Genomic DNA, 13,328 nt, shown 5'->3' with positions numbered 1-13,328 from the left:
TTGATATTGTACTTCAACGTGGCATTTGCCGACTTAGCAAGTGATAAATTATCGTGTCTGGTTTTGATGACTTGCACAGTTCCAACTGAAACTTCTATTGAGCGTTGATACCTGCTTTGATAATTTCTAATGTCTTTACCAACAGTTATTTTACCTGGCTATTTAGAAAGCGCGAGCGCTTACCGCCAACTAGAAAAATCTCTACAACAGTTGGGTTTTCCCACAGTTACAGTTCCCCTGCGCCGCCGAGACTGGATAGCTTTACTTGGTGGTAGGCCTGTCACACCAATTTTGTGGCAACTCGATCGCACAGTCAAACAGATATTGCAGCAATACAACAGTTCTCAAATTAACTTGATCGGTCATTCAGCAGGTGGTTGGATATCTCGAATTTATTTAGGAGATCGGCCTTATTCTGGACGTGGCCAAGTAATATCTTCCCTGTGGCAAGCTCACCCTTGTGTGGCAACTTTGATTACCTTGGGTACACCCCATGTTAGCCAAGAACGCTGGACTCGTTGGAATTTAGATTTTGTTAGCAATAATTACCCTGGAGCTTTTTACAAAAATGTTCGTTACGTTTGTGTAGCTGGCAAAACTATTTTTGGCGAAAGGCGACCTGGTAGATGGTTAGCTTACAGTAGCTACCAATTAACTTGTGGTCAAGGCAACACTTGGGGAGATGGCATCACGCCCATTGTAGCTGCTCATCTCGATGGTGCAGAAAATATTGTCATTGAAGGTGTCAGACATTCTCCGAGAAGCCCTGGTATTTGGTACGGCTCACCACAAACACTCCAAACTTGGATAAAATACTTGGCTTAAATCAAGCAAAAAATTAAGGTAAATTAATATTTCTTAGTTAAAATCGTAATAATAATACACATTTACATAATTTTAAAGAGGTGTCAGCCATGCAAAGTACCCAGTTCGATAGGATTTTGCGGCGACTAGCGACAATATTATCAGTCGTGATTCTGACCTTGTGCCTGATTGACCTCACAACTGGAGTTCTACTGTCTTTTTATTACGAACCAACAGCAGGCGGGGCTTATCGCTCGCTGAAAATGATTAATACCGCAGTACCATACGGTTGGTTATTTCATAAAGCCCATGATTTTTCTGGTAATGCCGTAATTGCGATCGCTTTGATTCAAATTGTGGTGATGTTTTTAGGTCGGCAATTTCGCAAGAGTTGGCTAACAGCGTGGATTAGTGGAATTTTATTTACCCTGAGTGCGATCGCTCTAGATTGGACAGCAATGCTTTTAGACTGGACTCAAGAAGGATACTGGCGTTTTAGTATTGAGCTAGGAACAATTGAAGCCATTCCTTTAATCGGCGGACAATTACGAGACATCCTAATTGGCGGAGGCGCAATCAATACCATAACTGTTCAACACCTTTACGCCTTAAACAGTTATATTATTTCGCCTGTTGCACTACTGCTGGCTGTAGTGCATTTATCAGCTTTGTTGTGGCAAGAAAGAGAAATGTATAGCAACTTTACTCAACTACCAGAAGCTTCACTAGTGGAAAGTTGACCTAGTTTTGCCAGAGGAACTTCTTCCACTTCAGGTAACTTTTCTAGTGATAGACGAGTAGACTGATTTGCACCCGATAAACGTTTTAAAAGATTTGGTCTGGGGTCGTGTAAAAGGTAGATAATGCGATCGCCAACTTCCCATTCTTGATTAACTGGCATTACCTGTAAGCGTTGTTCTCGTTCTAGCAACAACGGTATCAACACTCCAGTCCGAATCTTTTCTTGGATGCGATCCTGCTGACTAGCAAATTCCAACTCATTCAGTGTCGTTGTTCCTAACTTCACTCGCCCATCATTCAAATATTCATTCCAAGTTTTAATTGCCAAGTCAGAAACAAAAGCTTGATTAACCTTACTAGTAGCAGAACTATTAGCTTGCGGATCGCGAGGAAACACGGCTAACACACGCGGCGGATTAAATTCCTCAGCCGCCCGTTGTGCCAAGACAAAGTTTACTTCACCATTACTAGTCATCGCCAAAAAAGTGCCTATAGAAGCCAACCCTGCTTCTTCTAAAACAGCAGTATCCAAGGCGCTGCTAGCAATCACTCGCAGATTTTGGGCTTCAGCTTGGGCAAAGCAATCTGGATCTGTATCAATTATTACTACATTTTCACCCCGTTCTTGAAAGAATCGGGCAATCAACAGACTCAAAGGATTGCAACCTACAATCACTGCCCCTGTTGCCTCTTTCGAGGTGATTTGCAACCATTTTGCAATCTGTCCGGCTGTTAGTCCTTGGCAGACAACTGTCATGATAATTGTCAAGAAAACCAAGGCTTTAATAGCATCACCCCCGTTGATCCCGCGTTGGGTCAAGGAAATGGCAAATAAAGACGCAACAGAAGCCGCCACAATTCCCCTTGGTGCAACCCAGCTTAAAAACAATTTTTGCCGCCAATTGAGGTCACTATTCCAGGTACACAACAAGATGTTAATTGGTCTGATAACAAACATCAGTACCAAAACCGTGAATAAACTGCCCCAACCCAAGGCAAATACGCTGGCGATAGATAAGTCGGCTGCTAGCAAAATAAACAGCACAGAAACGCTGAGAATGGTTAGTTGACCTTTGAAATGACGCAAAAGTCGTTCTTCTGGTACTGATGAGTTGGCAAAAACTGCACCTGCAATCACCGTAGTCATCACTCCCGATTCACTACGGATAGTTTGCGCTAAGGTAAACAAACCCCAAAGTATTGCCAGTACCACCAAGTTTTTCAGTTCAAAAGACAAGAAAGTAGCGCGTTTAAAAATCAAGCTCATCAAGTAACCGCCAGCAGCGCCAATTGCCCCGCCAATACCAAGACGCATAAGTAACCCGATGATGGCATTTAGTGGGTCGGCATCGCCATTTAAAATCGTATCGAGAACAACGAAAGCCAAAATAGCGCCAACTGGATCGATTAAAACCCCTTCTCCTTCTAACAGCGTGGCTACTTGGCGATCGACATTAATTTGCTTCAATAGTGGATTGATCACGGTTGGGCCTGTCACCACGATGATAGAAGCGTAGAGAAAGGCGATATTCCAGGGAAATTCACCCAACCAGTGCGCCGCCATACTCCCACCCAGCAGTGTAATTAGCGTTCCCAAAGTGACGAGCAATTGAAGGCTAACTGAAACTCTACCCAACTCTCGCACATCCAGGTTGAGTCCACCTTCAAACAAAATTATTGCCGTTGCTAGAGCGACAATAACTTCCAAACCCGTGCCTAGCAAATGGGGATGCAATAAACCAATACCATCAGACCCCAGCAAGATGCCCAAAAGCAGCAACAAAACAATGCTAGGTACGCGGAGATAGGCAGCTAGCACTTGGGCGCTAATACCTGCAACGACAGCAGCCACCATCTGTAAGGTGATTTCAAAAGATGCTTCCATGTTGTAGATTTTGAGCGATAAATATCAAAATCTTTTGTAAAGAAGAGTAAATATTACCTCTAAAGGGTACAACATCACACCCTTGACGCTTGTTAAATTCAAACTTTTTTTCATACTTAGTTTCTTATAATACTGTATTTCCCTCTGATTGGCAAAAAGCAGTAGGTTTGGACATTGGGGAGCCAGTGCGTTGCGCGGGTTCCCAGCGTTGTAGCAACTGGCGTCATTGGGCATCGGACATTGAACATGGTAAGGAAAAAGTAGGGAGTCATGGGGGAAAGAAATAACTATTGACTTTGGATTATTGATGCTTGACTATTCAGCTAAAAAAATTTTGCAGAGACTGTTGACATCTATTAGAAAATTCGTTAATTTATAAAAGGTCTGAGTCCAAACGCCCCCATCGTCTAGAGGCCTAGGACACCTCCCTTTCACGGAGGTAACGGGGATTCGAATTCCCCTGGGGGTATTAAAAAAAATTCAACTAAAGTTGAAATTAAAGTATCAGAAACCAAAATGAGCAGCCTACCCTGAGTTTTGATGTGACTCCAGGATAGGTTGTTTATAATTTAAACTAGCTGGGTTACACGTTGGTATACAGCTAACAGATTTAACCGCAGATCCTTACTGAGGCGATTTTCAATAATTCCTACTGGCATAGTGAGTTTAGGCCAAACTTGGATTGTATAGCAAAGATTTGTGCCGATAATCTCACCAAAATAATAAGGCTCTAAACACCAGCTACCAGAAAAGCCTTTGAAATCTCCTTCTACCATGCAGAATTTGATTTCCTTAGGGAAATATTCTTGTAGATCGAGTACTACACGGGCACAAAAATTAAAGTTGAGCAGGCGTTGAGAACCTACTTGCTCTAGGCGAATACCACCATTAGGATGGTCTAAAAGCCGACTTTTAGCCAAGTTAGGAATGAAGTCAACTAAGCCTTCATAATCTGTCAGTACTTTCCAGATTTGTTCTACTGGGTGAGGTATCTGGATTTTAGCGGTGATTTGTCGTTGTCGCTCTGCTATTTTCTCAATTTGGATTTCCACAGATGGTGAGCTATCTGTATCAACAGCCAAATTTAGTTCGGGGTTGGTTTTGTCACTAGCGGCGTTGAAATCGATATCCGCTGAAGTGTTAGGTTGTTCAGTCACTGTCAGAATAGAGTTTGCTTTCGTCAGAAAACTGGGGTAGCGTCAGGGTAAAACAAATTTTGCTCAGATCGGAATCTGAAATTTGCATACTCTCGACGGCAATTGTCCCATTTAAATGCTGTACAAGGGACTTGGCTAGAGCCAAACCTAAACCAGTCCCAGGAGTCCAGCGTCCTTTACCGCGACGGAACTTGTCAAAGATGTAAGTCGCTTCTTCGGAAGAGATGCCGCGTCCTATATTAGTCACCTTAATAATAACTTGATCGACCAGTTGGTTGACTTGGTGAGTAGCGTGCAAATCAACAATGGTTTCATGCTCTGAGTATTTACAGGCATTAGTGAGTAACTCTTGCAGGATGCGGTCAAAACTTTCAACTTCTGTTTGTAGTTTTAACGACTCCTCTGGTAAATCAAGAGTAATGCTTAATCCTTTCTCAGCCAGTTTGCGATCGAAAGAAGCAGCTAAATCCTGAATTCTTGTATTTAAATCTATAGTTTCAAATTGTGGTGTTGCTTGTTGAGACTCTAGTTTCTGGAGTGTCAGCAAGTCATTAATCAAATTTATTTCTTTGGTACATTCCTGCTCTAAAATATCGAAATATCGGTTCTGGCGCTCTGGTGTGATTCCTGGCAGGCGTAAATTACGAATTGACATGAGCATATTGGTTAGCGGGTAGCGTAAGCGATCGCTCATATTGCTCAAAAATTCATCTTTGAGTTCGTTGAGTTCTCGCAATTGCTCAACATATTGCCTTGTTCTTTCGTGTAATTTAGCTTGCAATTCCAGACTGCTTTGGAGTTTTGCTGTCCGTTCATCGACTAAATTTTGCACTTGTCGTAATGTCTGTGACTGAATAATTGAATTACTTACTTGCGCACAGACCATTTCCACAAGATTTAATTCTGCTGCTTGCCAACTTCGAGCAGATGCTTGCTGTAGAACTAAAAATCCTAATACTTTACCTTGACTTTCCAAGGGCATCAATAGCACAGCCCGGAACTGATCGACTGCAAATAGTGGAGCTGCTGTGACAATATCTTTTTGTTCTGTATAGTCATTAATGACTACTGGTTTTCCTGATTCTGTGAATATGCGCTGGCATAAACCACACTCCGAAACCACAAAGGACTGGTCTTTTAAGATGTCTGATGTACTAGAAGGATAACTTTGGGCATCCCTAGTCCATTGTCCAATGACTGTGGCTTTCGCATTAGGAATTTGTTTTTTAGAGCGAGTCCGAAATAAGGGATCTGTATATTTCACCATGATGAACAGACCCCGATCTGCTTGTAACGATTCCGCAGTCGAGGAGATCGCTAACTGGAGCATTTGTTTTAACTCCAAGTTGCTCCGACTTAATATAGTTAATTGCCTGATCAAGCTTTGATATTGATCGCTCTTTTGCAAATGCTGCTGTTGCAGCACAATCAATTGTGATTGTGCTACTTGAGCCACAGCGATCGCGCAAGACGACTCTACACTTTTCAAAAGTTGTTGTTCTGACTGAGTCCAATTATGGGGTTGAAATTTAATTAGACTAATGACCCCGTTATTTTTACCCCGAAAACGGGTAGGAATCGCCAAAACAGCCTTAATTGGTAATGGCAAAGATTGACAACCAATTTCCAGACTTTTTTGAATAGTGGAAATGTCTTCAATATTTAATGGTTCAGCAGCACATGGAACTACATGCAGTTCCATGAGCAACTGTTCCATTGAGAAGATTTCGTCTGACTGCGGTAACCCTAGATATTGTTCTGTACACCAACTAGCAGTAGTCGCTTCAGTAGATGGCTCGCTCATCACTGTAACTAAGCAGCAATCCACCCCAAAAGTTTCTCCCAGCAATTTAGCCAGATCTTGCAGCATCAATACTGTCGCTTGTCTATTAGCAACGATCTGATTAATCTGTTGTAACAACTTGTGGGCTGGTTCTTCCGGATGCTGCATCAGCTTGACTGGGTATGATTGTAGTCGATCTACGTCATCTGGGCACTGTGGCGGCGATGATAAACGCTTTTTCATTCCTGGCACGCTCTTGGATAACGACCCCATTTTGTTTTGCACCCAACCTCTTGGCTTAGTTGTTCACCCTTCCTATGATTGGTGCACCCTGATGAATTGCAAATCTTTGATGAAGACTTTCTCTCACCTGTTATAGCCCCTTTCTATTTCAGATGACTAAGTTTTTGGTATATTAAACGATTTTTTACACCGGTAATAAGATACCTAGGATATACTAAAACGCTTTTGCTAGATAATTTCTAACTCGATCGGGTTCGGTTAATTTACTAACTTTGACTTAGAATATCCTGTCCGTAACTATACATAAACCGTAATTTCTCTGGAATTGAGGCAAAAACTCCGCTATAACTCTCCGTGTTAACACGCAGAGTTATACAAAAAAAATGCATATTTTTTTCACAATTCCATTACTCAGTGAACTAGCTTTTTTTTAGCCTTGCTCAAAGTAAAATTCGATTTAGGCAGAGCTTCAGGAACAATGTATATAGCTGCTTGATAGTAGCAGCCAAGTATATATGGGTATTGTTGCTTAACTCCTATGGTCGATAATCATTTACTTAATATGCCGATGGTTAGAATCTGTCAAGTGATGTCAAACCCCCTGTGCCGGAAATTGCGATCTTTTTGAGAGGATCTGCCTGTCGCGGCTGTTCGCGATGAAAATTAACAGGTATAAGCCTAATTACTTTATATATATAATATTTATTTATATGTTGGATAGCATTCAATAATAAATGCAGCCCAATTAGCACTTAGCAAAACTGGGCTGCATTCAGGTGAAGATAAATTTATCCAGCCAAACTCTCGACGCTCAGAGGAACCATATCGCCATTTCTCGTTAGCCCTAAGAGCATCGGTTGTTGTGGTTGAATTACTTGACCTGTAAGTACACAACGTTCTTCTTGTTGAGCGGTGGCTGCTATGCTCGCTCGAATATCAGTTCGCGAAAATCGAGGTTTCCACTCACCTGATTTTTGCTGCACATAATTCCAGAGGATATCTCGAATTAAGGCTTGATATCCTTGATTGCCAGCTATATCTTTGAGTTTCTCTTTAAGTTCTCTCTCTAGACGGATGCTGGTAACTTCCATGTCGGTGGTTGAGGTGCGAGCGATTGTATGCATGACTTTTTCTCCTTTAAGGTATAGACAGGATAGTAATACAAGTGTAGTATGTTTAAAGGAATGTTCAATAGGTGAAATTTTCTGTGAAATCCATTTACTCCATCTCTACTTCATTGGGTGCTACCAACTGCCGAGCCAGTCGGGAATTAGCATCTTTGGGAGTGGAGTATTTTTTTATGGGTAATGGTGGCCAAAAGCATGGGCAAATCACAGAGGGTAATTATGATTTTAGATATCTCAGCATTGATGGGCTGAATGCAAAACCACAACTAGACGCAAGAAGCGGGAGGTACAGGCGGAGCCATACTGTACCAACATAGACCAGAAAACTTTGAGGTCAATTTCCCACCCCCGCTTCAGTTAAAAAAGAAGCGGGGGTTTTTTAATAAGGAGTCAAGCTGTGACGATCGCGATGCAAGTGTTAGAGCAATCCGTAGTGGTATTTTCTCAAAATTACTTGCCACTGTGTCGGGTCAATATCAAGCGAGCTATTGTACTGTTAGTGACAAACAAAGCTGAACCATTAAGTTTGTCTACAGACGCCGGATGGAAAATCCATTCCCCCAGCTTGATACTTGATGTGCCAAAACACATTCGTCTGAAAATTGCTTCTGGCGAACGGACGTGGAAAGTTCCGCCAGTGAATCGGCGAGAAGTATTGCGACGAGACCATCACAGTTGCCAATATTGCGGTAGTAAAAAATCTCTAACGCTAGATCATGTAATTCCGCGATCGCAAGGCGGCCCGCACACATGGAATAACGTAGTCATAGCTTGTGAAAGATGTAACTCCTATAAAGGGAATCGCACCCCATCTGAGGCGGGTATGCAACTGCGTACCAAACCCAAAGCACCAGTGCATCCGGCGATTTCTTTTGCCGAGCAGTTCTGGAACAATGTGCAAGCAAACCTGGAATAACAGGAGAGCAGAAGGAATGCTGAAATTAACTTACACCGAAAGGAGCTTTTACTTAGAGTGCTTGAATCTCTCGCTGGAGGAATGGGTATCACAGCGCGTAATTTTGGCACTGCGAGTCGGTCAATCTATTTGTGTTGAACCCAGCACGGCTTCCTTTTTGCTTCCTGTTGATTTACCAGGAGTAGAAAAGCTCAAGGCTGAGGTAATACGCAATGACAGTGAAATCATGGCACTGTCTACCTGTGATACTGAATATCTGGAAGTCACCCTCCGGGGTTCTTGGCTGTCTAATGGTTCAGAGGAAGCTGTAGGCGTGTTCGTTACGAAAATGAGCGATCGCACTGAGTTCTTCTTGCATAAAATTTGGCAGGAAGCCCAAGCCTGCGCTAGGGCGATGAGTGAGTAATTGGGGCATAAGGGAAGGGTAAATAACCAATGCCCTATCCCTTATGCCCCATGCCCAATAATTTATTTTTGCATTTCTAGTAATTCGGGGACTGTGACAAATCGATAGCCTTGTTGTTTGAGTCTGCTAATAATTTCTGGCAAGGCTTGGACAGTTCTTTGGCGATCGCCTCCGCCGTCATGCATTAATACAATAGATCCTGGTTTGGCATCTCTTAAGACGTTCTTGATAAATACTTGATACTTAGCATGAGGATCGGTATCGGCGGAAGTTTGCGACCACATGATTACAGCATCTTTTTGGCTTTTAGCGTAAGCAGCCAATCCGTTATTTAATACTCCTCCGGGAGGGCGAAACAAAGTAGTTTTAACTCCCGTAGTTTTGTAAATAAGTTCGTTTGTGCGCTCAATTTCATTTTTGGCTGTGGCTTCATCCATGCGTCGATACCAATGATGCCAAGTATGATTACCGATCGCGTGCCCTTCGGCTACTACTTGCTTGGCAATTTCGGGATTAGCTTGTAAAGCTTGACCTACCCAAAAAAATGTTGCTTTCACATCATTTTGCTTGAGAATATCCAGCATTTGTAAGGTAGTTTTGGGCCAGGGGCCATCATCAATGCTCAGGGCGATAACTTTCTCGTTATTATTAGGTTGAACATGATACACAGTTTGTCCCTGAAACTTCTCTGGGAGGCGAAAAGAGAGGTTTTCTACTTTAGTTGATGGCTGCGATTGGGGATTATCTTGGCTGATAATCTTTGGTTGCGGTACTGCTACAGCGTGAAGTTTACTACTTATCTGTTGAGTTTTTAATGGTGAGTTAATACCTATGGGATTAATACTACAAGCTGTTACTGAAAAAGCGATCGCTACTCCACTAATTATCTTTTGTCGCTGGTATTGATTGTGTGTCACATCAGGGTGCCAAAAACTCACACCATCATAAGCGGCAAGTTTTAATTTGTAATGAAGTTGATGAGTTAATAGTGTGTGGAGAATCTCATTGAAAACCAGGCGAGCAGATTTGAGGATGAATTTAGCTGCTTCTTAGAATACTGATAAGATAATTAGCATAAGAACTTTTACTAGGTTGCAAATAACTGCGATCGCTTGCACCTAATTTGACACTTTGAACAAAAGCGATCGCTTTCAAACTATGTAGCTTGGGTTGAGGAACAAAACCCAACATTTCCAAAGTATTTGTTTCTTGAAAAACTAGCGATCGCTCTCACACTCATCTCACAACCTTCACTAGCGATCGCTCATCATTCTACAATTTAAGTCGAGAGATCGCCTTCGGAACGCCACCATTCCACCTCAGAACAGGAAACTTCGAGTAAAAAGGTGAAGCGATCGCCTTCAGAACACGATCGTTCCACTTTAGAACAGGAAACTTCGAGTAAAAAGGTCGAGCGATCGCCTTCGGAACACCATCATTCCACCTCAGAACAGGAACGTTCTCGTTTGGAACCTGAACATTCGTGTTTGGAACTCGAAACTTTGAGTTCAGAGCATGAAACTTCGAGTTCGGAACTCGGAACTTGGAGATAAAAGCTTGACTGATGAGGTTCAGAACTTAAATTTTACTGTTGTGAGTTGAGGCGATCGCGTAAATATGCTAAATTTTTACGCACAGTCACAGTATAAGGATGATTCATTCCTAAGCGTTGCTCAAAAATATCTAAAGCGTGCAAGTAAAGAGGTTCAGCCTCGCTGTATCTACCTTGGGAACGGTAGAGTTCTGCTAGGTTGTTAAGGCTAAGTGCAACATCAGGATGTTTCTCTCCTAGCAGGTGTTGCCTAAGTGCTAAAGCGTGCAAGTAAAGAGGTTCAGCTTCTATGTATCTACCTTGGGAACGGTAGAGTCCCGCTAAGTTGTTGAGGCTAAGTGCAACATCAGGATGTTTCTCTCCTAGCAGGTGTTGCCTAAGTGCTAAAGCTTGCAGGTAAAGAGGTTCAGCTTCGATATATCTACCTTGGGAATAGTAAAGTGTCGCCAAGTTGTTGAGGCTAGATGCAACATTGGGATGTTCTTTACCTAACAGGTGTCGCCATATTTTTAAAGCGTGCAGGTAAAGGGGTTCGGCTTCACTGTATTTTTTTTGGGAGTAGTAGAGTAATGCCAAGTTGTTGAGGCTAAGTGCAATATCTGGATGTTCTTCCTTCAGCAGTTTGCGCCTGAGTACCAAAGTTTGGATGTACAAGGGTTCAGCATCGCTGTATCTGCCTTGGGAACGGTAAAATTCCGCCAAGCTGTTGAGGCTAGATGCAACATCTAGATGTTCTTCACCTAGCAGATGTCGCTTAAGTGCTAAAGCTTTCAGATACAAAGGTTCGGCTTCGCTGTATCTGCTTTGTGAATGGTAGAGTGCTGCCAAGTTGTGAAGGCTAGATGCAACATCTGAATGGTTCTTACCCAGCAGGTTTTGTGCTAGTTCCAAAGCTTGCAGATACAGAGGTTCAGCTTCACTGTATCTGCCTTGTGAATGGTAGAGTAACGCCAAGCTATTGAGGCTAGATGCAACATTAGGATGTTCTTGACCAAAGCGCTTTTTGGTAATTTCTAGACACTTCTTATACCAAGGTTCAGCCTGAACATACAACCCCCGACCATTGTAGAATCGAGCGTTAGCGATGAGTGGCCAAATTAAATCCTCATCATTGATGTATTGAATCAAATTACTAGCTACTTCAGCTAAATGAGGTATGGCAGGGGAAAAAGTTTTAATTTGCTGAAGTGTGGGAGTGTCAGGAATATTTTTAGCAACTGCTACCATCACTCCGCAAACAGAACGCTTAAAATCCTCTGCTTGTTCTAAACCTGTAAGCTTATCTTGGAAAAACTCCCGCAGTAGGGGATGTAGTTGATAGATTCCCTCACCTTTGGGCTGGAGTAGATGTAACTGTAACAAATCTCGTCTAGCTTTTTTCCAATCTTGAGCCGCATTATTTATTGTTATACCCTCTACCAACTCCCAAGGAATCGGAGCTAGGGCAAATAAACTCAGAAGACAACCTAAGCGTTGAGCATTTTCTCGCAACCGTCGCCAACTCAATTCAAAAGCAGCAGCAACACCCAACTTAACAGCCATTTCTTGGGGAACTTGTTCTAAAGCCTCATGCTTTAAACGCTCATTTTCCAAGTCTTGCAGCATTTCTGCTAGGGTTAATTCCTCATCAACTAACAAATAACGCCCGACTAATTCCAAACCCAAGGGCAAATATCCCAGCCATTTACAAAGTTTTCTCGCAACTAACGCCTCACGCCGCAGTCTTTCTCTACCAACTATAGATTTTAATAACTGCATTGCCGCTAGTGGTGTCAGCACATCTAAATCTAATCGCACTATCTGCGGCTGTAATTTTTCCCGCGTGGTAATTAACTGCTTAAACCGGAAAGGAACAGACTCTAAATAACTCCTAACTTCCTCTCGATAATTAGTAACGTTATCAATTACCAATAAAACCTCACCCTCATGCCATTTTGTGAGGCAAAATTGGACTCTCCCAACTAAATCTAAATCATCTGGGATGTTCAATTGCAGCTGATTACGCGCAAACTGCACCAATTGCACCCCCACATCCTGTAATGCAGACAACCAGCAAATTCCGCCTTGATAAGTGACGCGGTGCAAATTCGCATATTGCAGTGCTAGTTCTGTTTTCCCGACTCCACCCATCCCCGCAATAGCTGCAATGGCTACCTGTTGATTTGACTGCAACAGTTGATGGAGGTTTTGCAATTCCGTTTCTCGTCCGACAAACTCCACTACCCCACTCAAGGGAATATTTTCGTAACGGGTAGGCGAAAGTTTAGCTTTTCTACCTTCCGCACGCTGTACACCAGGTAATTTTTCGCGTCGGCTTTGCCATTCAGCATCAAATTTCTGTAAATTCCCGTGTTTGTCGCTTTTATCATGCCAAAGCGTCAGCCGAAAGTGCCAATTCTCTGAACCTCGCTTGTGTTCGCGCAAGTCTTCGAGAATTTCTACAAAATCTTTAAGCGCATTTAGTGAGTCTCGGACTTGTTCTTTGCTCAAACCGCTAAGTTCCGCCAAAACTCTTAGCTGTGTTCTGACTATTACTTGCTGCGGTGTTTCCCAGTTGAGAGCAATTTTATAAAGTTCGCCGTCTTCTAACTCGTCATTGACATAAGCCAAAAACCTTTCTAACAGCGTCCTTACCCGCGCTATAACATAATCACCATAGCTAACACGCGCCATCGGTTATTCTTGCCCAAATTTGCGACAAAGTTTCGGGATTC

At 42.6% G+C, this 13,328-nt stretch carries 13 protein-coding genes and 1 tRNA gene; 7 read left to right on the top strand and 7 right to left on the bottom strand.

What is annotated here, in order from left to right; all coding sequences use genetic code 11:
* The first annotated feature begins 129 nt into the window (after positions 1–129).
* Entirely contained in the window at positions 130–825 is a 696-nt protein-coding gene (locus tag AACU33_RS24910) for an esterase/lipase family protein (protein ID WP_096591584.1), read from the top strand.
* Positions 826–914: 89 nt separating this feature from the next.
* The gene (locus tag AACU33_RS24905) at positions 915–1,544 is read left to right on the top strand and encodes a cytochrome b N-terminal domain-containing protein (protein ID WP_096591582.1); all 630 of its coding nucleotides are present in this window, start codon (positions 915–917) and stop codon (positions 1,542–1,544) included.
* Here AACU33_RS24905 and AACU33_RS24900 read toward each other — a convergent pair.
* Positions 1,511–3,430, bottom strand: a complete 1,920-nt coding sequence (locus tag AACU33_RS24900; protein ID WP_096591579.1) for a cation:proton antiporter — start codon at positions 3,428–3,430, stop codon at positions 1,511–1,513. The two genes, AACU33_RS24905 and AACU33_RS24900, sit on opposite strands and share 34 nt — an antisense overlap.
* Positions 3,431–3,826: 396 nt before the next feature.
* Here AACU33_RS24900 and AACU33_RS24895 point away from each other — a divergent pair.
* Positions 3,827–3,899, top strand: a tRNA-Glu gene (locus AACU33_RS24895).
* A gap of 100 nt (positions 3,900–3,999) precedes the next feature.
* On the opposite strand, the gene AACU33_RS24890 is transcribed toward AACU33_RS24895, so the two are convergent.
* The 3 genes from AACU33_RS24890 to AACU33_RS24880 all read right to left on the bottom strand — a co-directional run bounded on the left by AACU33_RS24890 (position 4,000) and on the right by AACU33_RS24880 (position 7,737).
* Entirely contained in the window at positions 4,000–4,587 is a 588-nt protein-coding gene (locus AACU33_RS24890; protein WP_096591577.1) for an SRPBCC family protein, read from the bottom strand.
* Positions 4,580–6,613 (bottom strand): sensor histidine kinase, encoded by a 2,034-nt coding sequence (locus AACU33_RS24885; RefSeq protein ID WP_096591574.1) that lies wholly within the window; start codon positions 6,611–6,613, stop codon positions 4,580–4,582. The genes AACU33_RS24890 and AACU33_RS24885 overlap by 8 nt, the downstream gene beginning before the upstream one ends.
* Before the next feature lie 788 nt (positions 6,614–7,401).
* Positions 7,402–7,737, bottom strand: a complete 336-nt coding sequence (locus AACU33_RS24880; RefSeq protein WP_096591572.1) for a hypothetical protein — start codon at positions 7,735–7,737, stop codon at positions 7,402–7,404.
* A gap of 71 nt (positions 7,738–7,808) precedes the next feature.
* Here AACU33_RS24880 and AACU33_RS24875 point away from each other — a divergent pair, with 71 nt between their 5' ends.
* The 3 genes from AACU33_RS24875 to AACU33_RS24865 all read left to right on the top strand — a co-directional run bounded on the left by AACU33_RS24875 (position 7,809) and on the right by AACU33_RS24865 (position 9,062).
* Complete coding sequence (locus AACU33_RS24875) at positions 7,809–8,057, top strand: hypothetical protein (protein ID WP_096591569.1); 249 nt, start codon at positions 7,809–7,811, stop codon at positions 8,055–8,057.
* Positions 8,058–8,137: 80 nt separating this feature from the next.
* Entirely contained in the window at positions 8,138–8,656 is a 519-nt protein-coding gene (locus tag AACU33_RS24870; protein ID WP_096591567.1) for an HNH endonuclease, read from the top strand.
* A 16-nt stretch (positions 8,657–8,672) separates the two neighbouring features.
* Positions 8,673–9,062: an alr0857 family protein gene (locus AACU33_RS24865; protein WP_096591564.1), complete on the top strand. Its 390-nt coding sequence runs from the start codon at positions 8,673–8,675 to the stop codon at positions 9,060–9,062.
* A 62-nt stretch (positions 9,063–9,124) separates the two neighbouring features.
* Here the strand turns inward: AACU33_RS24865 and AACU33_RS24860 are convergent, their stop codons facing one another.
* Positions 9,125–9,979: a polysaccharide deacetylase family protein gene (locus AACU33_RS24860; protein ID WP_339376271.1), complete on the bottom strand. Its 855-nt coding sequence runs from the start codon at positions 9,977–9,979 to the stop codon at positions 9,125–9,127.
* Positions 9,980–10,100: 121 nt separating this feature from the next.
* Positions 10,101–10,253: a hypothetical protein gene (locus tag AACU33_RS24855; RefSeq protein WP_339376270.1), complete on the bottom strand. Its 153-nt coding sequence runs from the start codon at positions 10,251–10,253 to the stop codon at positions 10,101–10,103.
* 155 nt (positions 10,254–10,408) lie between these two features.
* Between AACU33_RS24855 and AACU33_RS24850 the strand changes: the two genes are divergently transcribed.
* Positions 10,409–10,615, top strand: a complete 207-nt coding sequence (locus AACU33_RS24850; protein ID WP_339376269.1) for a hypothetical protein — start codon at positions 10,409–10,411, stop codon at positions 10,613–10,615.
* Positions 10,616–10,647: 32 nt separating this feature from the next.
* Here AACU33_RS24850 and AACU33_RS24845 read toward each other — a convergent pair whose 3' ends face one another.
* Entirely contained in the window at positions 10,648–13,287 is a 2,640-nt protein-coding gene (locus AACU33_RS24845) for a tetratricopeptide repeat protein (RefSeq protein WP_096591559.1), read from the bottom strand.
* Positions 13,288–13,328 lie beyond the last annotated feature (41 nt).

Source organism: Calothrix sp. NIES-2098 (assembly GCF_963875125.1).
Lineage (GTDB): Bacteria > Cyanobacteriota > Cyanobacteriia > Cyanobacteriales > Nostocaceae > Aulosira.
The sequence above is the reverse complement of the archived record's forward strand: the minus strand, read 5'-3'. Positions and strand labels throughout refer to the sequence as shown.